Below are 26,315 nucleotides of genomic sequence, written 5' to 3'. Positions count from 1 at the left end.
GTGTCGAGTAGCGGTCGACGAAGGATCACGCGTCTCGAGACCCGGTCACCAGGTCTCGATACGCTCCTTCGTCGCTACTCGACCGCCGGACAGGCGAACGTCGCTATTCGACCGGAGTCGAGTGGTCGCCGCCCGCGAGCTGGTCGAGCACGTGGTCGAGCACCTCGCCGAGCAGCGCGAGCCCGTCGCGCACCCCGCCGCGCGAGCCGGGCAGGTTCACGACGAACGTCGTCCCGGCGACGCCGGCCACCCCGCGCGTGAGCAGTGCGGTCGGGGTCGTCGCGGTGCCGCGGCGACGCAGCTCCTCCATGAAGCCCGGCAGTTCGCGATCGAGCACGGCGGCCGTCGCCTCGGGGGTGAGGTCGGCGGGCGCGAGCCCCGTGCCGCCGGTCGTCACGATGACCGACGGCGACGCGTCGAGCGCCCGGCCGAGCGCAACGGCGAACTCGGCGCCGTCGGCGACCACCACGGGGCCCAGCACGTCGAACCCGCGATCGGCGAACCACGACGCGATCACCGGCCCGGTCGTGTCTTCGTAGACGCCCGCCGCGGCACGCGTCGACGCGACGAGCACGGTCGCGGCACGAGGCATCCCCTCGTCGGCCGACGAATCGGCGGTCGCAGCGTGCGCGGTCATTCCCGGCTCCAGTCGCCGCTCTTGCCGCCCTCCTTCGCGAGCACCATGATGTCGGTGATCACCGCGCGGTTGTCGACGGCCTTGATCATGTCGTAGAGCGTGAGCGCGGCGACGCTCGCGGCGGTCAGCGCCTCCATCTCGACGCCCGTCACGCCCTTCGTCGTCGCCGTCGCGATCACGCGCACCTGCGAGCCGTCGGCCGTGATGTCGACGTCGAGCTTCGTCAACGGCAGCGGGTGGCAGAGCGGAATGAGCGACGAGGTCTGCTTGGCCGCCATGATGCCGGCGATGCGCGCGGTGCCGATCGCCTCGCCCTTCGGCAGGGTGCCGTCGGCGATCATCGCGACGACCTCGGGGCGGGTGGTGAGCACGGCCTGCGCGCTCGCGGTGCGCTTCGTGATCGCCTTGTCGGTCACGTCGACCATGTGCGCGGATCCGTCGTCGCGCAGGTGCGTGAGGCGGGGCGGGGTGTCAGTCATCGATCCTCCAGACGTCGACGAGGGAGCCGGCGGGAAGCGCATCGACCCCGATCGGCAGGTGCACGAGCACGGTGGCGTTCGCATAGGCGTGCAGCAGGTGCGAGCTCGGGGCGCCGACCTCGACGGCACCGTCGCCGTCGATGATGCCGCGACGCACCTGATGGCGGCGCGCGGGCGAGACCACGTCGTGCGCGAGGCGCAGTCGGGCGCGGTTGCGGTCGGGCGTGAGCCCCTCGAGATGGCGCAGCACCGGTCGCAGGAACAGTTCGAACGACACGAGCGCCGACACCGGATTGCCGGGGAACGACACGACCGGCACGCTCACCGCGCCGGTGCTGCCGGATGCCTCGGCCGAGGCATCCTCGTCGGTGTGGTCGTCTCGGGGCGCGGCGGCGCGGCCGGCAGCGTCGCCCGGCCCGAGCGTCGCGGTGCCGAGTCCCTGCGGCCCGCCGGGCTGGATCGCGACCTTCGTGAACTCGACTCCGAGCGGCTCGAGCGCGTCGCGCACGACCTCGAACGCACCGGCGCTCACGCCGCCGGTCGTCACGACGAGGTCGACCGGCTCGCCGTCGGCGGGGTGGATGCCTCGGGCGATCGCCGCTCGCACCGCCTCGGGCTCGTCGGGAGCGACGGCGTCGACGACGTTCGCGCCGCACTCGCGGAGCGCGGCGGCGAGCATCGCCGTGTTCGCATCGTGGATCTGCCCGGGCCGCAGCGCCGACCCCGGCGGGCGCAGCTCGTGCCCGGTCGAGAGCAGCAGCACGCGCACTCGGCGGCGCACCGCGACGTGCGTGAGGCCGGCCGCCGAGATCACGCCGAGCTGCGCCGGACCGAGGCGTGACCCCGCCGGCAGCAGCAGCTCGCCCGCGGCGACATCGCTGCCCGCCGGTCGCACGAAAAGGCCGTGCGCCACGGGAGCGGTGAACGCGACGACCGAGCCGGCGGGGGAGTCGTGCCGTCCGCCGCCGAGCCCGATGAACGCCGGCGGGTCGGCGACCTCGATCTGCACGACGGCGTCGGCGCCGCGCGGAATCGGTGCTCCGGTCATGACCGGCGACGCGGTGCCGGGCGCGAGGTCGAAGATCGCGTCGCCGGCCGCGCTCGTCGGCCCGATCGGAAGGCGCACCGGAGCACCGGGGCTCGCTGCGGCGAGGTCGACCGCGCGCACGGCGTAGCCGTCCATCTGCGAATTGTCGAAGCCGGGCAGGTCGGCGGGGGAGACGAGGTCGTCGGCGAGCACGCGGCCGAGCGCGTCGTCGACCGCGACGACCTCGGCGCCGGCGCCGAGTCGCGCGCCCAGCGGATCGAGCAGTTCGTGCACGGCGCGCTGGTGTTCGGCGTAGGTGCGCATGCGGCCTCCTGCTGGTACGTCGTCGCCCAGTGGGCAGTGTAGTCGCGGCCCGCGCTCCCTGAGCCTGCCGAAGGGAGCCGGCCCGCTCCCTGAGCGCGTCGAAGGGAGCCCGGTCGCCCCTACGCCGTCGCGCCCTGGCGGCGCACCATCTCGCCGATCCAGGCGGGTGCGAACGGCGACGTGCAGTTCGGCGGCGTCGGGTAGTCCTTCAGCACCTCGAGCCGCTCGCCGATCGCGATCGCCCGATCGCGCCGGTCGGCGTGGTGGATGCCGATCATCGCGAGGCAGGTGTTCATCTCCCACTGCAGCGGCTCGGCCGCATCGCGCATCTCGAGCTCGATCTGGTCGAGCAGCGCGTCGAGGTCGACGAGTTCGGGCTGCTTCGCGACGACGTCGGCGGTGAGCGCCCAGCCTGCGGCGGCGACATACGGGTCGACGTCGGACAGCCAGGCGAGCCGCAGGGCCTCGCGGTGGGGGCTCTTCTTGACGATGTAGTTGACGAGCCAGTCGCGCACCTTGGGGGCGCGGGCCTCGCGCAGCATCGCGTCGAGCTCGGCCGCGTCGAACGACTTCGGCTTCGCGACGAGGATCGCGACGAGCCGCGCCGCGGTGTCGTCGGTCGCCCAGAGCTCGAGCGCGAGCTCGTGCTGCGTCTTGAGCTCCTTCGCCACGCCGCGCAGCTTCGTGAGGTTGACGCCGTGGTCGTCGCCATGGCGCTCGTTCACGGCGCGCATCTTCGGGTCTTCGAGCTCGGCGAGGCGAGCCAGCACGTCGGCCGCGGTCGCGTCGGCGGTCATCGTGGTCGTCGCAGTCACGTCGCCCCTCTCACCCTCCGGCGAACGGCGGCAGGATGTCGACCGTCGCCCCGACCGGGTGCGCGGGGTCGCGGCGCACGGTGCCGTCGACGAGGAACGAGCCGCTTCGCAGTACCCGCTCCATCGCGACGCCGTAGCGGGCGACGAGCTCGTCGCGGAGGGCGCCGAGGTTCGCGCCGTCGGCGATCTCGAGGCGCTCCTCTTCGACGCCGGCCGCCTCGGCGGCCGCCGCGAAGTACCGCACGGTCACGGGAGGCATGCGTCGATCGTACCCCGGCGCGGGATGCCTCGGGCTCACCGAGGCGCGAAAATGGAAGCAATCATCCATACAACGGAAGGCGGCGCGCGGGCCCTGCGTACAATTGGCGCATGCCATCGACCTCCGCAGCACGCGCGGCGCCGCGCGTCGGAGACGCGTGCCGCCGACCGCTGGTCGAGCCCGCCGCGCCGCTCACCCCCGAGCACATCGCCCGGTACAGCCGGCAGATCATGCTGCCGGGCTTCGGCGAGCTCGCGCAGCGCCGGCTCGCCGCGGCACGGGTGCTGGTGATCGGCGCCGGCGGCCTGGGCGCGACGGTCGTGCCGCTGCTCGCGGCGACGGGCGTCGGCACGATCGGCATCGCCGACGACGACGACGTCGAGCTCTCGAACCTGCACCGCCAGCTCGGGCACGGCCTCGCCGACGTCGGCCGGCCGAAGGTCGACTCGCTCGCCGACACGGTCGCGGCGACCGACCCCGAGATCCGCGTCGTGCGCCATCGCGAGCGGTTGACGGCGGCGAATCTCCGCGACATCCTCGCCGACTACGACCTCGTCGTCGACGGCAGCGACAACTTCCCGACCCGGTACCTCGCGAACGACGCCGCCCTCCTCGCGGGCGTGCCGCTCGTGTGGGGGTCGATCCTGCGCTTCCACGGCCAGGTGAGCGTCGCCTGGCACCGCGAGGGGCCGACGTACCGCGACCTGTTCCCGGTGCCGCCGCCGCCCGACGAGGTGCTCTCGTGCGAGCTCGGGGGCGTACTGCCGTCGCTCTGCGTGACGGTCGGCGCGCTCATGGCGGGCGAGGTCGTGAAGCTCGTCACCGGCGTCGGCACGCCGCTGCTCGGCAGGGTCACGACGATCGACGCACTCACCGGCCGCACGCGCGAGCTCGCGTACGAGGCGATCGCGGACGCGCCCGAGATCACCTCGCTCGTCGACTACGAGCTGTTCTGCGGGATCGAGCCGGTCGCGCTCCAGGGCGGCGTCGAGCACGAGGCATCCGGCCCGCGCATCTCGGCCGCCGAGCTGCTGCGCCGCCTGCGCGAGGGCGCTCCCATGCGGCTCGTCGACGTGCGCGAGCCGGCCGAGGCCGAGCTGCGCCGCATCGAGGGATCCGAGCTCGTGCCGCTCGGCGACCTGCTGATGGGTTCCGACCCGGCAGAGGGCGACGGCGCGATCGTCGTCTACTGTGAACGGGACGTCCGCTCGCGCCGCGCGGTGCGGGCGCTCGCCGAACGGGGCCACGTCGACGTGACGTACCTCGCCGGCGGCATCGACGGCTTCGCCGCCGTCGCCTCGGAGTTCGTGCGCCGATGACGGTGCCGACGAGTCGGAAGCGAGACGCATGAGCACGACCCTGGCCGCGATCACGGCGGAGCCCATCGACGAGCAGGCGGTGCGTGCTGCCGTCGAGGCCGACGAGAGCGGCGCGATCGTGCTGTTCTGCGGCGTCGTGCGCGACCATGACGGCGGCCGCGGCGTGCGATCGCTCGACTACCGTGCGCACCCCGAGGCCGAGCGGTTCCTCGCCGAGTGCGTCGAGCGGGTCGCCGACGAGACGGGGCTCGCGATCGCCGCGGTGCACCGGGTGGGCGAGCTGAAGATCGGCGATGTCGCGCTCTACGCGGCGACCGCGGCGGCGCACCGGGCCGAGGCGTTCGACGCGTGCGAGCGGCTCGTCGAGGAGATCAAGCGCACTGTGCCGATCTGGAAGCGGCAGCACTTCGCCGACGGCGTCTCGGAGTGGGTCGGGCTGTAGGAGCCTCGTCTCAACCCCCGATGTAGCTCATTTCGACCTTCTGCCGCGACGCCCGCAGCTCGGGCGTGAGCGTCGAGCGGATCTCGCTATAGCGGTCGTCGCGCGCGCCCCAGATGCCGGCCATCGCGCGTGAGAGTCCCTCGTCGTCGATGCCGGCGCGCAGCAGCGCCCGCAGGTCGTGCCCCTCGTCGGCGAACAGGCACGTGAAGAGCTTGCCCTCGGTCGAGATGCGCGCGCGGTTGCATGTGCCGCAGAACGCGTTGGTGACGCTCGAGATGAGGCCGATCTCGCCGCCGCCGTCGGCGTAGCGCCAGCGCGTCGCCGTCTCGCCCGGTGCGGTCGCGCCGAGCGGCTCGAGCGGCATCTCGGCGCCGATGCGCTCGACGATCTCGGCCGACGGCACGACCTCGTCGAGCGACCAGCCGTTCGAGGTGCCGACGTCCATGTACTCGATGAAGCGCAGGGTGTACGGAGTTCCCTTGAAGTGCCTGGCCATCGGCACGATCTCGTCGTCGTTGAGGCCGCGCTTGACGACCATGTTGAGCTTGATCGGGCCGAGCCCGGCCTCGTGCGCGGCGTCGATGCCGTCGAGCACGCGCGACACCGGGAACCGCACGTCGTTCATCGCCTGGAAGCGCGCGTCGTCGAGCGAGTCGAGCGACACGGTGACGCGCGCGAGCCCGGCGGCCCTGAGCGACGCGGCCTTCACGGCGAGGGCCGACCCGTTCGTCGTGAGGGCGATCTCGAGCGGCCGCCCGTCGGGGGTGCGCAGCTCCGCGAGCATCGCGACGAGCCCGTCGACGCCGCGCCGCAGCAGCGGTTCACCGCCCGTGAGACGAAGCTTCTCGACGCCGTTCGCCGCGGCGACCCGTGCGATGCGCGTGATCTCCTCGAAGCTCAGCAGCTCGTCGCGGTCGAGGAAGGCGTAGTCGCGTCCGAACACGGCCTTCGGCATGCAGTACACGCAGCGGAAGTTGCAGCGATCAGTGATCGAGATGCGCAGGTCGCGCATCGGCCGGGTGAGGCGGTCGACGACCAGTCCGGTCGCCGGAAGTCGGCGCGCGCGGGTGCGCGTCGTCGCGTCGTCGCGCGTCGGAACGGTCGTCGTCATGGTCACCCCCTCGTGGTGGCCACTACGGTAACACCGCCGCGGGCCGCCTCCGCAAACGGCGTCACCGTTCGGCGCGCAGCGAGACGTCGGCCTCGGCGACCGCGAAGGCGAGGCGCGACCCGGTGCCGAGGTCGAGCGCCACGGCCTGCGACGACGGCACGTCCGCCGCGAGCGAGGGGTGCTCGGCGACGTGGATGCGCACGCCCCCGGGGGCGGGTTCGACGAGCGCGACGGTGCCCAGCCATCGGTTCGGCTCGGTCAGGTCGACGGATGCCTCGGGAGCGACGTGCACGGCAGCCGGACTGAACACCGCCGAAGCCGGCGAGCCGGGGCGCAACGCACCGACGCCGCGCAGTTCGAGCCCGTCGGCCACGATTCGGTCGGCCGTGGCGGCCACGCCCGTCACGAGGTTGACCCCGGCGAGCGCCGCGATGAACGGCGTGCGCGGGTGGCCGAGCACCTCACCCGTCGGTCCCTCGTCGACGATCGCGCCGTCGTGCAGGATGGCGGCGCGCCGGGCGAGCACGATCGCGTCGAGCGGGTCGTGCGTCACGAGCACCGCGGGCGCCTCGAGTCGGGCGAGCTCATCGGCGACCAGCCGCCGCATCGACGCGGCGGCCTCGACATCGAGCGCGGCGAACGGCTCGTCGAGCAGCAGCACGTCGGGCTCGGCGGCGAGGGTGCGCGCGAGGGCGACGCGCTGCTGCTGCCCGCCCGAGAGCTCGGACGGGCGGCGGTCGCCGAGTCCGTCGAGGCCGACGCGCGCGAGCCAGTCGTCGGCCGCGGCGCGAGCGGTGCGGGCGGGAACCCCCCGGGCGCGCGGCCCGAACGCGATGTTCTCGCGGGCGCTCAGGTGCGGGAAGACCAGGGCGTGCTGGCCGAGCAGGCCGACGCAGCGGTCGGCGGGCGGCAGCGCGATCCGCCGCCGGCCGTCTGCGCCGTCGTCGGCGGGGAGGTCGGTGAGCGCGCGTGCCCCGAGGCGGACATGGCCGTGCGACGGCACGACATGGCCGGCGATCGTGCCGAGCAGCGTCGACTTGCCCGAGCCGTTCGGACCGAGCACGGCGAGCACGTCGCCGGGTTCGACGACGAGTCGGGCGCCGAGTGCGAACGAGCCGGCCTCGACGTGGACGTCGACGTCGAGGGCGCCTGCGGGTGTCGCCGCGATCGAATCGCCCGATCGCGGAGCGCCCGTGCGCGGGGGAGTCGGCGCGCTCATCGCGGTGCGTCCGCCCGCCAGCCGCGCATCAGCAGCAGCACCCCGATGGCGACGAGGATCAGCATGAGCGAGAGCGCGATGGCCGTGTCCTCCGCGACGCCCGCGCCGTTGAACGCCGTGTAGATCGCGAGCGGCATCGTGCGCGTCGTGCCGGCCGCGTTGCCCGCGAAGAGCGCGGTCGCGCCGAACTCGCCGAGCGCCCGTGCGAAGCACAGCACGACGCCGGCGACGAGCCCTGGAGCGACGAGGGGCAGCGTGATGCGGCGGAACACCGTGAACGGGCTCGCGCCGAGTCCCGCCGCGACGAGCTCGTAGCGGGTGCCCGCCGTGCGCAGCGACCCCTCGACCGAGATCACGAGGAACGGCAGGGCGACGAAGGTCTGGGCGATGACGACGGCCGTCGTCGTGAACGGGATGCGGAGGCCCAGCACGGCGAGCGCGTCGCCGAAGAGCCCCTGGCGACCGAGCAGCGAGAGCAGCGCGATGCCGCCGACGAGGGGCGGCAGCACGAGCGGCAGCGTGGTGAGCGTGCGCAGCACCGCGGCGACCGCGGGCCCCGAGCGGGCGATGACGAGTGCCAACGGCACGCCGAGCACGACGCACGCGATCGTCGCGATCGACGCCGTCGCGAGTGAGAGGCCGAGGGCCTGGAGGGCCTCGGGCGAGGTGATCGCCGCGGGCACGCCGGGCCAGTCGAGCCGCGCGAACAGCGCCGCGAACGGCAGCACGAGCACGCCCGCGCCGACGGCGGCGGGCGCGTAGAGCCACAGCGGGAAGCCCACCGTGACACGGTGCGCTTCCCGGCGCGCGGGTGGGGTCACGGGGCGGGATGCCGCAGCCGGGGTCACGGCGCCCCGAAGCCGAACGACGCGAGCACCAGCTGCCCCTCGTCGGACGCGACGAACTCGACGAACGCGGCAGCGGCGTCGGGATTCGGGGCGTCGGTGAGTGCCGCGAGCGGGTAGACGTTGGTCGCGGCAGCCGCGTCGTCGATCTCGACGCCCGCGACCGCGTCGCCCGCGGCCTGCACGTCGGTGACGTAGACGAGGCCCGCGTCGGCCTCGCCCGACTTGACCTTCGTGAGCACCGCCGAGACGTTCTGCTCCTCGCTCGCGGGCGTGATCGTGATGCCGGCGGCGTCGACGAGTGTCTGCGCCGCGCTGCCGCACGGCACCTCGGGAGCGCAGAGCACGACGGTGAGCGGGGTGCCGTCGGCGGACGTCGTGGCGCCGTCGGCGAGGTCGTCGAGCCCGTCGATGCCGAGCGGGTTGCCCGGGGCCACCGCGATCTCGAGCACGTTGGTCGCGAAGTCGACGGGGTCGCCGGCGAGCTGTGCGCCGGTGACCTTCGTCATGTTCTTCTCGTCGGCCGAGGCGAACACGTCGGCGTGCGCGCCCTCGATGAGCTGCGTCGCGAGCACCGAGGAGCCGTCGTACGTGATCGGCGCCACGTCGACCGACGGATGGGCCGCCTCGAACTGCGCGGCGAGCTCGTCGAAGGCCCCGCTGAGTGACGCGGCGGCGAAGATGGTCAGGTCGCCCTCCGGCTCAGCCGGCGAGGATGTCGCGGCCGCCGTCGCATCGTCGGCGGTGTCGGCCGAGGTGCACGCGGTGAGGGCGAGCGCGGCGAGGCCGATCACGGCGGGCACGGCGAAGCGGCGGAGGCGGGTCACGGCGAGGCATCCTTCTCGGTCTCGATGATGACCGTGGTCGCCTTGACCACGGCGACGCCGCGTGAGCCGACCTCGAGGCGCAGCTCGCGCGCGGCCTCGGCCGACATGAGCGAGACCACCCGGTGCGGGCCGCACTGCAGCTCGACCTGGGCCATGAGGCCGTCGATCTGCACGTCGGTCACGAGGCCGACGAACCGGTTGCGCGCGCTGCGGCGCACATGGCTGCGGTCGGCCACGGTCGCGGCGACCGCCTTCGCGCGTTCGGCGAGCTCGGCGCCGGGCACCACCTGAAGGCCGGCCTCGTCCTTCGCGGAGGTCAGCAGGCCGTCGTGCACCCATCGGCGCACCGTGTCGTCGCTCACACCGAGGAGCTCGGCGGCTTCGCTGATCCGATACTGCGTCATGATGAGGAGAATATCGCCGCATCTGCGGGAACGCAATCCATATGTCCACAATGTGGAAACGGGATTCCGAAAAGGTCTGGACGCACGCCTGCCCGGCTGCTAGCTTCGAACCCGGCCGCCGCAGGAACCCAGCTGAACGAGCGGCCGCCCATGAGTCGGATCAACGGAGATCCACCCGGTACCCCGGGGAGTCCACCGCGCCGGCGATGAACAGCAAGGAAGCCCTCTCATGGATTCGACCACCCGCGCCGGCGACGACGCCGCCGTGACGCAGTCCGACGGCACCGCCGGGACCGCAGATTCCCAAACCCCCGACCCGACCGAACCGCCGCTCGACACCTTCGCGGTCGCGAGCATCCCGAACCCGCTGCCCACCGGTGCGACGACCACCGTCGACGCCGCACCCAAGAACGCCTTCGACCGGTTCTTCGAGATCACGGCGCGCGGCTCGACGCTCGCCCGCGAGTTCCGCGGCGGCATCGTGACCTTCGTCACGATGGCGTACATCGTGATCCTCAACCCGCTCATCCTCGGCAACGTGCCCGACGTCGACGGCAACGTGCTGAACCCCGCGATGGTCGGCGCAGCCACCGGCCTCACCGCGGGCGTCATGACGATCCTGTTCGGCGTCTTCGCCCGACTCCCGTTCGCGATCGCGGCCGGACTCGGCATCAACTCGTTCCTCGCGGTCTCGGTCGTCGGACAGGTCACCTGGCCCGAGGCGATGGGCCTCGTCGTGATCAACGGCATCATCATCGTGCTGCTCGGGGCCACCGGCGCCCGCACCGCGATCTTCAAGGCCGTACCGCAGGCGCTCAAGGCGGCGATCACGGTCGGCATCGGCCTCTTCATCGCGTTCATCGGCTTCGTCGACTCGGGCTTCGTCAACCGCACCCCGGGCGGCCCGCCCGTGCAGCTCGGCGACGCCGGCTCGATCACCTCGGTGCCGACGCTCATCTTCCTGCTCGGCCTCATCACGATCGGCATCCTGGTCGCGCGGCGCGTGCCCGGAGGCATCCTCATCGGTATCGTCGCGACGACGATCGTCGCGATCATCGCGCAGGCCATCCTGAACCTCGGCCCGTCGTACGAGGATCCGAACGGCTGGCACATGACGATCCCCGAGCTTCCGACGTCGTGGGTCACGGTTCCCGACTTCGGCCTCGTCGGGCAGTTCGACCTCTTCGGCGCCTTCGGCCGCATCGGGGCGCTGAGCGCGACGATGCTCATCTTCACCCTCGTGTTCTCGAACTTCTTCGACGCGATGGGCACGATGACCGGCCTCGCGAAGAACGCCGGCCTCGCCTACAAGGACGGCACCTTCCCCCGCCTGCGCTCGGCGTTCGTCGTCGAGGGCCTCGGTGCGGTCGCGGGAGGAGCGACGTCGACGTCGTCGAACACCGTCTACGTCGACAGCGCCTCGGGCATCGGGGAGGGCGCCCGATCGGGTGTCGCGTCGCTCGTCGTCGGCGTGCTCTTCCTGCTCTCGATGTTCCTCACCCCGCTCACCCTCGTGGTGCCGATCGAGGTCGGTTCGGCCGCCCTCGTCGTCGTGGGCGCGATGATGATGGGGCAGATCAAGGAGATCAAGTTCTCGAACTTCGCGGTCGCGCTGCCGGCGTTCCTCACGATCGTGACGATGCCGCTCACCTACTCGATCGCGAACGGCATCGGCGTCGGCTTCATCGCCTGGACCCTCGTCAACGCCCTCTCGGGTCGCGCCAACAAGGTGCACTGGCTCATGTGGGTGGTCTCGGCGGGCTTCGCGCTCTACTTCGTGCGCGGCCCCATCGAGGCGATGCTGGCAGGCTAGACGCAGCCGGCACCGCGTCGACGGCCTGAACCGTGCGCACCTCGTGTGCGACGGGTCAGGCCGTCGCGGTGCGTCGGGGCGCGGCGCGGGCGATCGCGCCCGGCGGGCGATCGGCTGAGGCAACCCCGCGATCGTCGACAAGAGGAAGAGGAACGCACGTGACGGGATCGGTCTGGCGCGCACCCGGCATGCCGGCGCTGCTGACGATGGTCGCCGCGGGGTTCTCGGGCTATGCCGTGCTGCTCCCCGTCGCTCCGCAGTGGGCGGTCACGGGCGGGGCGGACGCCGCCGGCGCCGGACTCGTCACCGGCGTGTTCATGCTCTCGACCGTGCTGTTCCAGACCTTCGTGCCCGGCGCACTGCGCCGCCTCGGCTGGGGACCGGTGCTCGTCGCCGGGCTCGTGCTGCTCGGCGCGCCGTCGCTCGCTCACCTCGCGTCGAACGAGCTCGGGCCGGTGCTCGCGATCGCCGCGGTGCGCGGGGCCGGCTTCGCCGTGCTCACCGTCGCCGGATCGGGCGCGGTCGCCGATCTCGTCGAGCCCGCCCGGCGCGGCCGCGCGATCGGGGCGTTCGGGCTCGCCATCGCAGGCCCCCAGCTCGTGCTGCTGCCGCTCGCCCCCTGGGTCGCCGAGACCTTCGGATACCAGTGGGTGTTCGTCGCCGGCGCGCTGCCGCTCGTCGGCATCGTACCCGCCGTGCGACTCGCGCGACGCCTGCACGTCAGGCACGCCGAGCAGGCGGCCGAGACCGAGGCGGCGGGGCACGTGCACGCCGCACCCGGTCGGTGGGCGGCGCTGCGCGCGCTCGCGGCGCCCGTCGGCGTGCTGCTCGGGGTGACGCTCGCGGGTGGCGCGCTCATCACGTTCACCCCGCAGCTCACCGGCGACGCCGTCACGGTCACCATCGGGCTCGCTCTGCTCACGGCGATGGCGGCGCTCACCCGCTGGCTCGTCGGCGGACTGGCCGACCGCTTCGGCACGCACCGGCTGCTCTGGCCGTTCGTCGTGGTGACGACGGTCGGACTCGGACTCGTCGCGTGGGCCGCGATCGGTGCGGGTGCCGGGACGGCGGGCACGGGCGACGCAGCGGCATCGGGTGCGGATGCCTCGACCGTGCCGCTCCTCGTCGGGCTCGCCTTCGTCGGCGTGAGCTACGGCGCGCTGCAGAACCTCACGATGGGTGAGGCATTCGCCGTCGTGCCGCCGAGTCAGTCGGTGTTCGCGAGTGCCGTGTGGAACATCGGCTTCGACGCCGGCAGCGGCATCGGCGCGATCATCGTCGGCCTCATCGCGACCGGCAGCTCGTTCAGCGTCGCGTTCCTGGTGGCGGCCGCGATCTCGCTCGCGACCCTGCCGCTCGCGCTCCGCCGCCGCCCGGAGGTGCCAGCAGCTTGATGCGCCCGGGGTAGCCGCAAGGTCGCCCTGGGTAGCCGCAAGGTCGCTGGGCTGCTGGGTCGCTGGGCTGCTGGGTCGCTGGGCTGCTGGGTCGCTGGGCTGCTGGGTCGCTGGGCTGCTGGGTCGCTGCGCCGCTGCGCCGCCATGCAGCGCCGCCGTCCGGCTCCGCTCCGCGCCGCGGCCGTCGTGATGTCGCTCACGCGCTGTGACGAGGACGTCGACCGCACCAATCGAGGGTGCAGTCGACGCGCGGGTCTGGGCATCGAGTGCAGCTCCGATGCGTTCTGGATGGCACCGTCGGGCATACGCGCTCGGGAGGGACGTGCACAAGTCGACATGTGCACACGTTGGATGTCGACAAGTCGACAAGTGCACACGTCGGTTGTCGACAAGTTCACTTGTCGACAGGCTGTGTGGGTGGAGAGCCGGGGCGGGGAGCGGTCGCGATGCCGAGGGCGGGGGAGCGGTCGCGATGCCGGAGGCGGGGGAGCGGTCATGATGCCGGCAGTCGGAGCGACCTGCACTAGAGCGGGCGGTTGACGACCGCATGACCACAACGTGCGCGACCTATGGCCACATGGCCACATGGCCCCATGGCCCCATGGCCCCATGGCCCATGGCCCATGACCCCATGACCCCATCGCCGTGGAATGGACGCGCCCTGATCGGCGACGACGGTCGCCGGCGTCGACGGGGTGTTCAGCCGCGGCCGATGAACGGCATGCCCGCGGCGGTCGCCGTCAGCTGCGGCACGCTCACCTCTGAGGGCAGCGAGGCGAGCTGCACGATGAGGCCGGCGACGATCGCGACGTCCATGGTCGGTTCTACGACGCGGCGCCCGTCGGCCTGCAGCGCACCCTCGCCGACGAACCCGTCGAGCAGCTCGGTGCGAGCGTTGCCGACGTCGAGCTGCGTGCAGCTGATGCCGTACGGCCGGCCGTCGAGTTCGATCGACTTCGTGAGTCCGGCGATCGCATGCTTCGTGGTCGTATAGGCGACCGACCTCGGACGCGGCGACTGCGCCGAGATCGACCCGTTGTCGATGATGCGTCCGCCGCTCGGGTGCTGGGCAGCCATCTGCCGGAACGCCGCCCCGGCGCACAGCACCGCACCCGTCAGGTTCACGGCGACGACGGCCGCCCAGTCGTCGGGCCGCAGCTCGCCGACGTCGGCGATGGGGCCGGGCACGCCCGCGTTGTTCACGAGCACGTCGAGCCGCCCGAAACGCTCGACATGGGCGGCGACGAGTGCGTCGACCTCGGCTGCGTCGGTGACGTCGCACGGCACGACGAGCGCATCTGCATGCCTCGTGCCGTCGTCGCCCGTCGCGGCGGCCTCCTCGAGCGGAGCGCTGCGCCGCCCCGCGAGCGTGACGCAGAAGCCTGCGGCGAGCAGGGCCCGGGCGGTCGCCCGCCCGATGCCCGTGCCGGCTCCCGTGACGATGACCGATCGCGTCGGCGCGGTCATGCCGCGGATCCCGCGCCCGGAACCCGAGGGTCGTCGGCCGCGACGGCGACATCGGCCTCGGCCGCGTCGGCGACATCGGCCTCCGCCTTGTCGGCATCGGCGACCCGGGCCGCGTCGGCGCCTGCGGCCGCGTCGGCCCCCGCGTCGGTATCGTCGACCTCGGCCGGCTGCGCCTCCTCGATGAGCTGCAGGATGCGGGCCGCCACGCTCACCGCGATCGTCGCGGGCGCCTTGCCCGCCACCTCGGGGATGCCGATCGGCGTCGTCACCCGCGCGAGCGCCGCGTCGTCGTGGCCGAGCTCGGTGAGCTTCGCCTGGAACCTCACCCACTTCGACTTCGATCCGATGAGTCCGATCGATCCCAGACCCTCGCGGCGCAGTGCGCTGTCGGTGATCGCGAGGTCCTCGAGGTGGTCGTGGGTCATGATCAGCACATGGGCGCCGGGCGGCAGCCCAACGAGGCCCGCCTCGGGCACGGGCTCGTGGTGCACCCGGACGTCGGCGACGGCGTCGGCGAGCACACCCGAGACGCCGGGCATGCCGAGGCGCTCGGGCGCGAGCATCTCGGCCCGCGAGTCGACGAGGTGCAGTTCGAGCTCCTGCCGCGCGAGGATGCGCGCGAGCTCGAGGCCCACGTGCCCCATGCCGAACACGGCGACCGACGGCACGACCCGCACGGGTTCGAGCATGAGGGTGACCTCTCCTCCGCAGCACTGCACGCCGTACTCGGTCGTGGCCTTGTCGCTGAGCTTCAGGGTGAGCAGCTCGGGTTCGGCCGAGCCGGTCGCGAGCAGGTCGCGCGCTCGGTCGATCGCCGTCTGCTCGAGATTGCCGCCGCCGACGGTGCCGAACACCGTGTCGGGTGCGACGACCATCTTCGCGCCGCCGTTGCGCGGCGCGTGGCCGCGCACGATGGCGAGCGTGACGATCACCGCGGGCGTCCTCGCGTCGCGGAGGCGTCGGAGCGCGTCGAGCCAGTCCATCGTGCGCGACCTCCGTTCAAGAGTCCGCGCCCGCGAACGCGGGCTCGGGGCCCGCGTCGGCGCCGACGCCCGTGCGGCTCTGCTCCGAGGCATCCAACTCGGCGGATGCCTCGGCCCGCGCCGCCTCGACCGCCCAGTAGACCGCCTCGGGGGTCGCGGGGGAGCCGAGCACGACGCCGCGGCCGGCCGGGCCGAACGCCCCGACCGCCGTGCGGATCGCCTCGCGGGCGCTGAACGCGAGCATGAGCGGCGGCTCGCCGACAGCCTTCGAACCGTAGACCGCGCCGTCTTCGCGGGCGTTCTCGAACAGGCGAACATTGAACTCCTCGGGCATCTCCGAGAAGCTCGGCAGCTTGTAGGTCGAGGCCGACTGGGTGAGCAGGCGCCCGCGGCCGGGGCCGTCGGTCTCGTCCCAGCGGAGCTCCTCGAGCGTGAGCCATCCGACACCCTGCACGTACGCGCCCTCGACCTGGCCGATGTCGAGCATCGGCGAGAGCGAGTCGCCCACGTCGTGGATGATGTCGACGCGGCGCACCCGGTAGGCACCCGTGAAGCCGTCGACCTCGACCTCGGTCGCCGCGGCACCGTAGGAGAAGTACTTGAAGGGCGAGCCCTGCATGAGATCGGGATTCCAGTGCAGCCCCTCGGTGCGGTAGTAGCCCGCCGCCCAGAGCTGTACGCGCTGCAGGTACGCCGCCTCGGCGACCTCGGCGAAGCTCAGCCGCAGGTCGCGGTTGCCGAGGCCCGTGACGTAGCCGCCCTCGAAGCGCACGTCGCGCTCGTCGACGTCGAGCAGCCGACCGGCGACCTTCGCCATGCGCTCGCGGATCTGCTCGCACGCGTTCTTCACGGCGCCGCCGTTGAGGTCGGAGCCCGAGCTGGCCGCGGTGGCCGAGGTGTTCGGCACCTTGTCGGTGCGGGTCGGTGCGAGTCGCACCTGGTGCAGCTCGAGGCCGAGCGCGGTCGCGGCCACCTGCAGCATCTTCGTGTGCAGGCCCTGGCCCATCTCGGTGCCGCCGTGGTTGATGAGCACCGAGCCGTCCTTGTAGACGTGCACGAGCGCGCCGGCCTGGTTGAACGCGGCGAAGTTGAACGAGATGCCGAACTTGATGGGCGTGATCGCGAGTCCGCGCTTCACGTCGTCGTGCTCGGCGTTGAACGCCGCGACCTCGGCGCTGCGCGCGTCGAAGTCGCACTCGCCCTTCAGCTGCGACCAGATGAGCGGCATCCGCTCGGCGTCCTTCACCAGCTGGCCGTACGGGGTCGACTGGCCCTGGACGTAGAAGTTCTGCTCGCGCAGCACGGTCGGGTCGATGCCGAGCTCAGGGGCGATGCGGCCGAGGACGTCCTCGATGAGGAAGACGCCCTGCGGGCCGCCGAAGCCGCGGAACGCCGTGTTCGACGTCTTGTTCGTCTTCGCGATGCGCCCGTGCGCGTGCACGTTCGGAATCCAGTAGGCGTTGTCGAGGTGGCAGAGCGCGCGGCCGAGCACCGGCTCGGAGAGGTCGAGGCTCCAGCCGCCGTCGGCGGTGAGCGTCGCGTCGAGCCCCTGCAGGTACCCGTCGGCGCTCACGCCGACCTTCCACGTGATGTGGAAGGGGTGGCGCTTGCCCGTCATCGTGAGGTCCTGCGTGCGGTTGAGCCGCAGGCGCACGGGACGGCCGGTGAGCTTCGCGCCCAGTGCGGCGATCGCGGCGAGTCCGTGCGGCTGCATCTCCTTGCCGCCGAAGCCGCCGCCCATGCGGAGCTGCTGCACGGTCACCTCGTTCGAGGGGATGCCGAGCACGTGCGCGACGATCTCCTGCGTCTCGGACGGGTGCTGCGTCGAGCACTGGATGAAGTACTGCCCCTCGCTGTCGCGCACGGCGAACGAGGCCTGCGTCTCGAGGTAGAAGTGCTCCTGGCCGCCGAACTCGGTGACGCCCTCGAAGACGCGGTCGGCCTCCGCGATGGCGGTCGCGGCGTCGCCGCGCTCGACGGTGCGGGCGATGCCCTGGAACGAGCGGGCGTCGATCGCCTCGCGCACCGTGATGATCGACGGCAGCGGTTCGTACTCGACCTTCACGGCCTCGGCGCCGAGGCGGGCCGACTCGGGAGAGTCGCCGAGCACCCAGACGAGGGCGTGCCCGTAGAACATGGCCTCGCTCGGGAAGAGCGGCTCGTCGTGCTTGATGCCGGCGTCGTTGAGACCGGGCACGTCGTCGGCGGTGAGCACGCGCACGACGCCCGGCACGTCGTAGGCGGGGGCGACGTCGATCGTCACGCGGGCGTGCGCGTTCGTCGACTGCACGGGCCACGCGGTGAGCACCCCCGTCGAGAGGCCGGCGACGTCGTCGGTGTACATGGCGGCGCCGGTCACGTGCAGCGCGGCGCTCTCGTGCGCGGCACGACGGCCGACGACGGGGTTGGCGGGACGGTCGGCGAGGGCGCTCATGCCGACACCTCCTTGTCGTCGTGGATCGTGGTCGAGTAGAGCTTCAGCAGCGCACTGCCGAGCATGAGCGAGCGGTAGTCGCTCGAGGCGCGGTGGTCGCTCATCGGCGTGCCCTCGCCCTGCAGCACCGTCGAGGCCGCCTTGACGGTCGCGATGTTCCAGGCCTTGCCGATCAGTGCGGCCTCGGTGTCGTACGCGCGAAGCGGGGTCGCGGCGACGCCGCCGAGTCCGATGCGGGCGTTCGTGACGACGCCGCCCTCGAGGTCGAGTGCGAAGCCGAGCGCGACGCTCGAGATGTCGTCGAAGCGGCGCTTCGCGATCTTGTTGAACGCCGTGACGCGCGCGAGCGGGAGCGGGATGCGCACCGCGCGGATGAGCTCGTCGGGCCGGCGGATCGTCTGCCGGTAGCCCGTGAAGTAGTCGGCGAGCTCGACCTCGCGCTCGCCGTCGGCCGAGGCGAGCACCAGCCGGGCGCCGAGCGCGAGGAGCGCCGGCGGGGTGTCGCCGATGGGGGAGCCGGTGCCGAGGTTGCCGCCGAACGTGCCGCGGTTGCGGATCAGTCGCGACGCGAACTGCGGGAAGAGCTGGGCGAGCAGCGGCACCCGGCCGTCGAGCCGGCGTTCGACCTCGGTGAGCGGCAGTGCCGCCCCGATCTCGATCACGTCGTCGCCGACGCTGAGCGTGCGCAGCTCGTCGAGCTGTTCGACCGCGACCACGAGCGGGGCGCGGCGGCCGCGCAGGTTGACCTCGACGCCGAGGTCGGTCGACCCGGCCACGAGCAGTGCCGACGGTTCGTCGCGGATCAGTCGCAGGGTCTCGTCGAGCGTCGCCGGCCGGACGAACCGCCCGCCGCCCGCCGTGAAGTCGGTCGGCACCGCTGCGGGAGCGGGGCGGTCGCGGCGAGCGGCGAGCTCGTCGCCCGGCTCGGGCATGCCGAGCTCGTAGGCGGCGTCGCGGATCGGGCGATACCCGGTGCAGCGGCAGAGGTTGCCGCTGAGGGCGTGCAGGTCGAAGCCGTTCGGCCCGTGCTCGGCGTCGTGCACGAGGCATCCCTCGTCGTGCTCGTCGACCACGTCGTGCGCGTGGGCCGGCGCCGGAACGCGGTCGGCGCGGTAGTACTCGCCCGCCATGCTGCAGGCGAAGCCCGGGGTGCAGTAGCCGCACTGCGAGCCGCCCGCCTCGGCGAGCTTCTCCTGCACCGGGTGCAGCGACTCGGGGGAGCCGAGCCCCTCGGCCGTCACCACCTCCTGGCCGTTGAGCGCGGCGACGGGCACGAGGCACGCGTTGACCGCGGTCCACTCGGTGCCGCCGTCGGTGCCGGGCGTCGCGACGAGCATCGCGCACGCGCCGCACTCGCCTTCGGCGCAGCCCTCCTTGCTGCCCGTGAGCCCGGTGTCGCGCAGCCAGTCGAGCGCGGTGGTGTGGGCGGTGGCACCTTCGAGCGGGCGTCGAAGCCCGTTGACGGTGATGGCGATCTCGTCCATGGGATCTCCTCGGGTGAGGCGTCGTCGATGACGCCTGCGGCACCGGGGCCCCGGTGGCCCCACCTCGCACCGCGCCTGCTTCAGCAGTACATACCGATAGTACTGCGTCGGTGGCAGGTAGTTCTTGCGATTCGGAATCCCTATTTCGCAGAACGGATATTCAGTCGTGTGCTCGTGCGTGCGCGCGTGCGCGCGTCGCTCGCGTGCTCGCGTGCTCGCGTGCGTGCGTGCGTGCGTGCGCGCGTCGCTCGCGTCAGGCCACCCGGCGACTCAGCTCGGGCGCGCGGTGGAACCAGCGGGCGAAGAAGCCCCGTCGGTCGGCGCGCGCCGGAATGTAGATGTCGGGATCGACCTCGATCGAGGCGTAGCTCACGGCGAGCGGTCGGTTGACGCGCGCGGCGTCCTCGTGGTCGTGGCGGTCGCGCATCGTCACCCTCCTCTCCTCGAGCAGCTTCCGAATGACGGAAGCATAATTCTGAATCACGGAAAGAGTATGACGATGAGGGATGCCGCGTCAAGAGGTCTCCACCGAGCGTTGCCGTTCCGACCGAGGGTTGCCGAAGCGTCGGCATCATTCGGTCGGAACGGCGACACTCGGCGATCGGCGGATGCGGGTGCGGGTGGGGGTGCGGGTGCGGGTGCGGATGCGGGTGCGGGTGCGGGAGCGCGCGCGGGCGCGCGGGCGCGCGGGTGCGCGGGTGCGCGCGTGCGGGGGTGTGCGGCGCGAACCGCGTGGCGTTCGCGCGGCGTCAGGCGGCGGCGGTGGCGTCGGCGATCTCCTGCACGACCTCGCGCAGCACGGGGATGGCTCGCTCGGCGAAGTCCTCGTCGACGCGGGCGACCGGGCCCGACACCGAGACCGCCGTCGGGATGGGCGCACCCGGCACGGTCATCGCGTAGCAGCGCACGCCGATCTCCTGCTCGCCGTCGTCGATCGCGTAGCCGCGCTCGCGCGTGACGCGCAGGTCTTCGAGCAGTGCGTCGATCGAGTCGATCGAGTGCACGGTCGACTGGGGCAGGCCGGTGCGACTGATGATGTCGCGCACGGTGTCGTCGTCGAGCTGCGCGAGGATCGCCTTGCCGACGCCCGTCGCGTGCAGGTGCGAGCGGCGGCCGACCTCGGTGAACATGCGCATCGCGTGCGGCGACGGCGCCTGCGAGACGTAGATGACCTGGTCGCCGTCGAGGGTCGCGAGGTTCGCGGTCTCGCCGAGCCGCTCGACGAGCTCCTTCAGCTGGGGGCGGGCGAGCCGCCCGAACTGGCGGTTGGCCACCTCGCCCAGGCGCACCAGGCGTGGTCCGAGCGCGTAGCGGCGGTTCGCGAGCTGACGCGCGTAGCCGAGCGCGACGAGCGTGCGGAGCAGGCGGTGGATCGTCGGCAGCGGCAGTTCGGCCATCGTCGAGAGCTCGCTCAGCGTGACGTCGCCGCCGGCGTCGGCGATCAGCTCGAGCAGGTCGAACACCCTCGCGACCGACTTGACGCCTTCGGGCTGGCCCTCCGCCATGCGCTGCTCCCGTTCGTGATCGTGGCAGACCATATCCGCATCGCGGAAAACCTGCCGGGTTGCAGTCAACATACCGCACGACTCCACGATGGGCGGCGAGCGGATTCCCGTGCCGGTCACGGTCGCCGCATCCCGGGGTTGAGTTTCCGAATGGCAGACATTAACATCCGTAATACGGAAACCGCCGCGCTTGAAACAACGCGGGCATTCAAGAAAGTCGATCCGATGGCGAATCCCAGTCCCGGTTACTCCATTCAGCTCCGCGTCGAGGCGCCCGCCGGCGTCACCGCGACGAGCGAACTCGTCGTCGCGGCGGCCGACGCCGGTGCGGTCATCACCGCGGTCGACGTCAGCGAGTCGAGCACCGATCGCGTGCTCGTCGACCTCACCTGCTACGCCGGGAGCGCCGAGCACGCCGCCCAGGTCGCCGCAGCGCTCGCCGCACGCGAGGGCGTCGTCGTGCACGAGGTCGCCGACCGCACCTTCCGCCTGCACCAGGGCGGCAAGCTCGAGATCGTGCCGAAGACGCCGCTCCGCAACCGCGACGACCTCTCCCGCGCGTACACCCCCGGCGTCGCCCGGGTCTGCCTCGCGATCGCCGACCGCCCCGCCGACGCCCGCCGCCTCACCGTCAAGGGCAACACGATCGCCGTCGTCACCGACGGCTCGGCGGTGCTCGGCCTCGGCAACATCGGCGCGACCGCCTCGATCCCCGTGATGGAGGGCAAGGCCGCCCTCTTCAAGCAGTTCGCCGACATCGACGCCTGGCCGGTCGCCCTCGATACGCAGGACACCGAGGAGATCATCGGCATCGTCAAGGCCCTCGCGCCCGTCTACGGCGGCATCAACCTCGAGGACATCGCCGCGCCGCGCTGCTTCGAGATCGAGCGGCGCCTGCGCGAGGAGCTCGACATCCCCGTCTTCCACGACGACCAGCACGGCACAGCGATCGTCACGCTCGCGGCGCTCATGAACGCGCTGCGCGTCGTCGGCAAGCGCCTCGACACGGTGCGCATCGTCGTGTCCGGGGTCGGTGCGGCCGGCAACGCGATCATCCAGCTGCTCAAGGCCGAGGGGGCGGTGAACATCGTCGCCTGCGGCCGCAACGGCGCCATCCACCGCGGCGAGCGGTACGCCGACGAGCACCGCACCCGGCTCGCTTCGAACACCAACGCCGAGGGCCTCACCGGCTCGCTCGCCGAGGTGCTCGCCGGCGCCGACGTCTTCATCGGCGTGAGTGCCCCGAACCTGCTCGGCGAGGCCGAGATCGAGAGCATGGCCGACGACGCGATCGTCTTCGCCATGGCGAACCCCGACCCCGAGGTCGACCCGGTCGTCGCGGCCCGCCACGCGGCCGTCGTCGCGACGGGGCGCAGCGACTTCCCGAACCAGATCAACAACGTGCTCGCCTTCCCCGGCTTCTTCCGAGGGCTGCTCGACTCGGGCGCCGTCGACATCACGCCCGAGATGCTCGTGGCCGCATCAGAGGCGATCGCGTCGTGCGTGCGCGATGATGAACTCAACGCGAGTTACATCATCCCGAGCGTCTTCGACCCGGATGTCGCCCGTGCCGTCGCCGAAGCCGTCGCCGGCGCCGCGCACCGCGAAGACGCCCGGCAGGAGAGCGCTCCTGCCGCCGACACCGAGCCCACCGCAGAGACGCAGGAAGCCGCCGCATGAGCACCGACACCAGTTCCCTTCGGATCACCCGCCCCGCCGAGATCGACGGTGCCGACGAGATCCTGACGCCCGAGGCGCTCGCCTTCGTCGAGGCGCTGCACCGCGAGTTCGACGGGCGCCGCCTCGAGCTGCTCGCCGCCCGCACGGTCAAGCGCGACCGCATCGCCGCCGGCGGCACCCTCGACTTCCTGCCCGAGACGCGCGAGATCCGCGAGTCCGAGTGGCGCGTGGCCCCCGCCCCCGAGGCGCTCCTCGACCGCCGGGTCGAGATCACGGGGCCGCCGTCGCCCGCGAAGATGGCGATCAACGCCCTCAACTCCGAGGCGCGCGTGTGGCTCGCCGATCTCGAGGACGCCGCCGCCCCGAACTGGGAGAACGTCGTCGGCGGCATCCTGAACCTCCGCGACGCGGCGCGCGGCACGCTCGCGTTCACGTCTCCGCAGGGCAAGGCGTACGCGCTCCGCACCGACGTGCGTCGCCCCACGGTCGTCACGCGGCCCCGCGGCTGGCACCTGCCCGAGCGGCACGTGGTCGTCGACGGGCGCGAGGGCAGCGGCTCGCTCGTCGACTTCGGCCTGCACTTCTTCCACACGGCGAAGCAGCTCATCGAGAACGGCGAGGGCCCGTACTACTACCTGCCGAAGATCGAGAGCCACCTCGAGGCCCGCCTCTGGAACGACGTGTTCGTGTTCGCGCAGCAGTACCTCGGCATCGCCCGCGGCACGGTCCGCGCGACGGTGCTCATCGAGACGATCCCGGCCGCCTTCGAGATGGACGAGATCCTCTACGAGCTGCGCGAGCACGCCTCGGGCCTCAACGCCGGCCGCTGGGACTACCTGTTCAGCCTGATCAAGGTCTTCCGCGACGCGGGCGACGCGTTCATCCTGCCCGACCGGGCGCAGGTGTCGATGACGGCGCCGTTCATGCGCGCCTACACCGAGCTGCTCGTGAAGACCTGCCACCGACGCGGCGCCTTCGCGATGGGCGGCATGGCCGCCGTCGTGCCGAACCGCAACGACCTCGAGGTCACCCGTGCGGCCTTCGACAAGGTGCGCGCCGACAAGACCCGCGAGGCGAACGACGGCTTCGACGGCTCGTGGGTGGCGCACCCCGACCTCGTGCCCGTCTGCCGCGAGGTGTTCGACGAGGTGCTCGGGGCCCGCCCGAACCAGCTCGACAAGCTGCGCCCCGAGGTCGAGGTCACCGCGGCCCAGCTGCTCGACGTCGCCTCCGCAGGCGGCGACGTCACCGAGGCGGGCCTGCACGACAACCTCTACGTCGCGGTCGCCTACACCGCGGTCTGGCTGTCGGGCAACGGCGCCGTCGCGATCCACAACCTGATGGAGGATGCCGCGACCGCGGAGATCTCGCGCTCGCAGGTCTGGCAGCAGGTGAGGAACGGCGTCGTGCTCGCCGACACCGGCGACACCGTGACCGTCGAGCTCGTGCGCCGGGTGCTCGCCGAAGAGGTCGACCGCCTCCGCGGGGAGGTCCCCGCCGAGCGGTTCGCCGCCTACTACGAGCCGGCCGCCGAGCTCATCGAGGAGATCTGCACCTCCGACGAGTACGTCGACTTCCTCACCCTGCCCGCCTACGAGCTGCTGGGATGAGCATGGCAGCCAGTGACGTCGCGGGCGCACCGGGCACGGCGCTGCCAGGCGCCGCCGTGCCCCGCACCGCCCTGACCGCCGACGACCTGGCTCGCGTCGAGGCGCGGCTCGCCGACACCGACGAGCTGCTCGCGACCGTCTACCCGGGCGACGACGGCTCCCGCCAGCCCGTGCACACCGTGTACGTGCCGGCCGACACCTTCACTCCCGAACTGCCCGCGGCGTGGGGCCGCGCAGCCGAGGAGTCCGTGACTGCGAACGGCGGGTTCGAGGCGCTCGCCGTCCGCATCGGGGTGGATCCCGCACTCGCGGCGCGCATCGCGCCGCGAGTGCGGGAGAAACTCGCCCGCGAGCCCATCGAAGACCTTCGCCTCGACTTCGAGGACGGCTACGGCGACCGCGGCGACGAGACCGAGGACGCCGATGCCGTGCGCGCCGCCGAGCAGGTCGCCGCCGCCGTCGCGGCGGGGGTCGCGCCGCCGTTCATCGGCATCCGCTTCAAGTGCTTCGAGGCGCCCACGAGGGCACGAGGCATCCGCACCCTCGATCTCTTCATCGGTGCGCTCGTCGCGCAATCGGGCCCCGCCGGCCTGCCCGACGGGCTCGTGCTCACCCTGCCGAAGGTCACGACGGTCGCGCAGGTCGAGGCGATGGTCGACGTCGTGACCGCGCTCGAGCGCGCCCACGGGCTGCCCGACGGGCGCCTGCGCTTCGAGGTGCAGGTCGAGACGCCGCAGCTCATCCTCGGCTCGGGCGGCACGTCGCCCGTCGCGCAGCTCGCGGTCGCCGCGCCCGGACGCATCAGCGCCCTGCACTACGGCACCTACGACTACAGCGCCTCGCTGCAGATCGCGGCCCGTTACCAGTCGATGGAGCACCCCGTCGCCGACCTCGCGAAGGAGGTCATGCAGCTCGCGGTGGCCGGCACCGGCATCCGCCTCTCCGACGGCTCGACGAACATCCTGCCGCTGGGCGACCGCACCGAGGAGGCGTGGCGCCTGCACGCCCGGCTCGTGCGCCGCTCGCTCGAGCGGGGGTTCTACCAGGGCTGGGACCTGCACGCGCACCAGCTTCCGACCCGGTACCTCGCGACCTACGCCTTCTTCCGGGAGGGCTACCCCGAGGCATCCGCACGCCTGCGCAACTATCTCGAGCGCACGCCGGGCGCCGTGCTCGACGAACCCGCCACGGCCCGCGCGCTCGCCGACTTCGTGCTGCGCGGCGTCGAATGCGGCGCGGTCGGCGAGGCCGAGATCGTCGCCGACATCGGCATCGACCGGCGCGCGCTCACCCTGCTCGCGCATCCGAAGCTCGCCGCGACTGCGGCGAACGACTGAGGATGTCGCGACCCACCCCTGATCACGAGGAACACGCATGAGCTACTACACCCCGCAGGGCGGGCTGCCGCCGCAGACCGACCTGCTCACCGACCGCGCCGTCGTCAAGCAGGCGTACACCTTCATCCCGAAGGGCGTGCTGCGCGACATCGTCACGAGCAACCTGCCCGGCTTCCGCGGCACGCGGTCGTGGATCATCGCCCGGCCCGTCGCGGGCGGCGCCACGACCTTCTCGCAGCTCATCGTCGAGATCGCGCCGGGCGGCGGTGCCGAGAAGCCCGAGGTCGAGCCCGGCGTCGAGGGCGTCGTGTTCGTGACGACCGGCTCGCTCACGCTGACGCTCGAGGGGGAGCGGCACGTGCTCGAGGCCGGCGGCTACGCCTTCCTCGCGCCGGGGGCGGACTGGTCGCTCGCGAACGAGGGCGCGGAGCTCACGAGCTTCCACTGGATCCGCAAGGCGTACGAACCCGTCGACGGCATCGCGCCGCCGGCGTCGTTCGTCACCCGCGACCAGGACATCGAGCCCGTGCCGATGCCCGACACCGACGGGGCGTGGGCGACCACGCGGTTCACCGACTCGAACGACCTCGCGCACGACATGCAGGTGAACATCGTGACGTTCCAGCCCGGCGGATCGATCCCGTTCGCAGAGACCCACGTCATGGAGCACGGGCTGTTCGTGCTGCAGGGCAAGGCCGTCTACCGGCTCAACGACGACTGGGTCGAGTGCGAGGCGGGCGACTACATGCTGCTGCGCGCGTTCTGCCCGCAGGCCTGCTACGCGGGCGGCCCCGAGCCGTTCCGCTACCTCCTGTACAAGGACATGAACCGGCAGATCCGGCTCACCTGAGTCGCGGCATCCGTTTTCAGGACGGGGTGTGGGAAGCAGGGGTGTTCTGC

General features: G+C 72.3%; 24 protein-coding genes. 8 read left to right on the top strand and 16 right to left on the bottom strand.

What is annotated here, in order from left to right; translation table 11 throughout:
- Window positions 1-103 precede the first annotated feature (103 nt).
- From LR269_RS16305 to LR269_RS16285, 5 genes are all read right to left on the bottom strand, one after another.
- A complete protein-coding gene (locus LR269_RS16305; RefSeq protein WP_231431808.1) occupies window positions 104-637 on the bottom strand; it encodes a molybdenum cofactor biosynthesis protein B in 534 nt (177 codons plus the stop codon).
- On the bottom strand, window positions 634-1,116 hold the full coding sequence (gene moaC, locus LR269_RS16300) for a cyclic pyranopterin monophosphate synthase MoaC (protein ID WP_231431807.1): 483 nt from the start codon (window positions 1,114-1,116) through the stop codon (window positions 634-636). The genes LR269_RS16305 and moaC overlap by 4 nt, the downstream gene beginning before the upstream one ends.
- Complete coding sequence (locus LR269_RS16295; RefSeq protein ID WP_231431806.1) at window positions 1,109-2,467, bottom strand: molybdopterin molybdotransferase MoeA; 1,359 nt, start codon at window positions 2,465-2,467, stop codon at window positions 1,109-1,111. The genes moaC and LR269_RS16295 overlap by 8 nt, the downstream gene beginning before the upstream one ends.
- Window positions 2,468-2,586: 119 nt before the next feature.
- Window positions 2,587-3,264, bottom strand: a complete 678-nt coding sequence (locus LR269_RS16290; RefSeq protein WP_231432380.1) for a DNA alkylation repair protein — start codon at window positions 3,262-3,264, stop codon at window positions 2,587-2,589.
- A 28-nt stretch (window positions 3,265-3,292) separates the two neighbouring features.
- Entirely contained in the window at window positions 3,293-3,541 is a 249-nt protein-coding gene (locus tag LR269_RS16285; RefSeq protein WP_231431805.1) for a MoaD/ThiS family protein, read from the bottom strand.
- Window positions 3,542-3,651: 110 nt separating this feature from the next.
- Here LR269_RS16285 and LR269_RS16280 point away from each other — a divergent pair, with 110 nt between their 5' ends.
- Together LR269_RS16280 and LR269_RS16275 are read left to right on the top strand one after the other, a co-directional pair.
- A complete protein-coding gene (locus LR269_RS16280; RefSeq protein ID WP_231431804.1) occupies window positions 3,652-4,860 on the top strand; it encodes a ThiF family adenylyltransferase in 1,209 nt (402 codons plus the stop codon).
- Window positions 4,861-4,888: 28 nt separating this feature from the next.
- Window positions 4,889-5,302: a molybdenum cofactor biosynthesis protein MoaE gene (locus LR269_RS16275; RefSeq protein WP_231431803.1), complete on the top strand. Its 414-nt coding sequence runs from the start codon at window positions 4,889-4,891 to the stop codon at window positions 5,300-5,302.
- Window positions 5,303-5,312: 10 nt separating this feature from the next.
- Here the strand turns inward: LR269_RS16275 and moaA are convergent, their stop codons facing one another.
- From moaA to LR269_RS16250, 5 genes are all read right to left on the bottom strand, one after another.
- Window positions 5,313-6,413, bottom strand: coding sequence for a GTP 3',8-cyclase MoaA (gene moaA / locus LR269_RS16270; RefSeq protein WP_255679996.1), 1,101 nt, complete (start codon window positions 6,411-6,413; stop codon window positions 5,313-5,315).
- A gap of 61 nt (window positions 6,414-6,474) precedes the next feature.
- Entirely contained in the window at window positions 6,475-7,632 is a 1,158-nt protein-coding gene (locus tag LR269_RS16265; RefSeq protein ID WP_231431802.1) for a sulfate/molybdate ABC transporter ATP-binding protein, read from the bottom strand.
- Window positions 7,629-8,414, bottom strand: a complete 786-nt coding sequence (locus LR269_RS16260; RefSeq protein WP_231431801.1) for an ABC transporter permease — start codon at window positions 8,412-8,414, stop codon at window positions 7,629-7,631. The genes LR269_RS16265 and LR269_RS16260 overlap by 4 nt, the downstream gene beginning before the upstream one ends.
- Window positions 8,415-8,476: 62 nt before the next feature.
- Window positions 8,477-9,304: a molybdate ABC transporter substrate-binding protein gene (modA, locus tag LR269_RS16255; RefSeq protein WP_231431800.1), complete on the bottom strand. Its 828-nt coding sequence runs from the start codon at window positions 9,302-9,304 to the stop codon at window positions 8,477-8,479.
- Window positions 9,301-9,708: a molybdopterin-binding protein gene (locus LR269_RS16250; protein ID WP_231431799.1), complete on the bottom strand. Its 408-nt coding sequence runs from the start codon at window positions 9,706-9,708 to the stop codon at window positions 9,301-9,303. Before LR269_RS16250 ends, modA begins: the two co-directional genes overlap by 4 nt.
- 229 nt (window positions 9,709-9,937) lie before the next feature.
- Between LR269_RS16250 and LR269_RS16245 the strand changes: the two genes are divergently transcribed.
- Both LR269_RS16245 and LR269_RS16240 read left to right on the top strand, forming a co-directional pair.
- Entirely contained in the window at window positions 9,938-11,521 is a 1,584-nt protein-coding gene (locus LR269_RS16245) for an NCS2 family permease (RefSeq protein ID WP_231431798.1), read from the top strand.
- A gap of 158 nt (window positions 11,522-11,679) precedes the next feature.
- Window positions 11,680-12,915, top strand: coding sequence for an MFS transporter (locus tag LR269_RS16240; RefSeq protein WP_231431797.1), 1,236 nt, complete (start codon window positions 11,680-11,682; stop codon window positions 12,913-12,915).
- Between the two features lie 699 nt (window positions 12,916-13,614).
- Here the strand turns inward: LR269_RS16240 and LR269_RS16235 are convergent.
- From LR269_RS16235 to LR269_RS16210, 6 genes are all read right to left on the bottom strand, one after another.
- A complete protein-coding gene (locus LR269_RS16235; RefSeq protein WP_231431796.1) occupies window positions 13,615-14,382 on the bottom strand; it encodes an SDR family oxidoreductase in 768 nt (255 codons plus the stop codon).
- Window positions 14,379-15,365 (bottom strand): xanthine dehydrogenase accessory protein XdhC, encoded by a 987-nt coding sequence (xdhC, locus tag LR269_RS16230; RefSeq protein ID WP_308191663.1) that lies wholly within the window; start codon window positions 15,363-15,365, stop codon window positions 14,379-14,381. The genes LR269_RS16235 and xdhC overlap by 4 nt, the downstream gene beginning before the upstream one ends.
- 16 nt (window positions 15,366-15,381) lie before the next feature.
- Window positions 15,382-17,799, bottom strand: coding sequence for a xanthine dehydrogenase molybdopterin binding subunit (gene xdhB / locus LR269_RS16225; RefSeq protein WP_231431795.1), 2,418 nt, complete (start codon window positions 17,797-17,799; stop codon window positions 15,382-15,384).
- Complete coding sequence (locus LR269_RS16220; protein ID WP_231431794.1) at window positions 17,796-19,283, bottom strand: xanthine dehydrogenase small subunit; 1,488 nt, start codon at window positions 19,281-19,283, stop codon at window positions 17,796-17,798. Before LR269_RS16220 ends, xdhB begins: the two co-directional genes overlap by 4 nt.
- A gap of 253 nt (window positions 19,284-19,536) precedes the next feature.
- On the bottom strand, window positions 19,537-19,710 hold the full coding sequence (locus tag LR269_RS16215; RefSeq protein ID WP_231431793.1) for a hypothetical protein: 174 nt from the start codon (window positions 19,708-19,710) through the stop codon (window positions 19,537-19,539).
- Between the two features lie 322 nt (window positions 19,711-20,032).
- Entirely contained in the window at window positions 20,033-20,788 is a 756-nt protein-coding gene (locus LR269_RS16210) for an IclR family transcriptional regulator (protein WP_231431792.1), read from the bottom strand.
- Window positions 20,789-21,013: 225 nt separating this feature from the next.
- On the opposite strand from LR269_RS16210, the gene LR269_RS16205 reads away from it, so the two are divergent.
- Genes LR269_RS16205 through LR269_RS16190 form a run of 4 tightly spaced genes read left to right on the top strand, consistent with a single transcriptional unit; the run spans window position 21,014 to window position 26,265 of the window.
- Window positions 21,014-22,468, top strand: coding sequence for an NADP-dependent malic enzyme (locus tag LR269_RS16205; protein WP_231431791.1), 1,455 nt, complete (start codon window positions 21,014-21,016; stop codon window positions 22,466-22,468).
- Window positions 22,465-24,078 (top strand): malate synthase A, encoded by a 1,614-nt coding sequence (gene aceB, locus LR269_RS16200; protein WP_231431790.1) that lies wholly within the window; start codon window positions 22,465-22,467, stop codon window positions 24,076-24,078. The genes LR269_RS16205 and aceB overlap by 4 nt, the downstream gene beginning before the upstream one ends.
- Complete coding sequence (locus LR269_RS16195; protein WP_231431789.1) at window positions 24,075-25,415, top strand: aldolase; 1,341 nt, start codon at window positions 24,075-24,077, stop codon at window positions 25,413-25,415. The genes aceB and LR269_RS16195 overlap by 4 nt, the downstream gene beginning before the upstream one ends.
- A 37-nt stretch (window positions 25,416-25,452) precedes the next feature.
- Window positions 25,453-26,265: a bifunctional allantoicase/(S)-ureidoglycine aminohydrolase gene (locus LR269_RS16190; RefSeq protein ID WP_231431788.1), complete on the top strand. Its 813-nt coding sequence runs from the start codon at window positions 25,453-25,455 to the stop codon at window positions 26,263-26,265.
- The last annotated feature ends 50 nt before the right edge of the window (window positions 26,266-26,315 follow it).

It is taken from the genome of Agromyces sp. S2-1-8 (assembly GCF_021129215.1).
In the GTDB taxonomy this organism is placed as follows: domain Bacteria; phylum Actinomycetota; class Actinomycetes; order Actinomycetales; family Microbacteriaceae; genus Agromyces; species Agromyces chromiiresistens.
The sequence above is the reverse complement of the archived record's forward strand: the minus strand, read 5'-3'. Positions and strand labels throughout refer to the sequence as shown.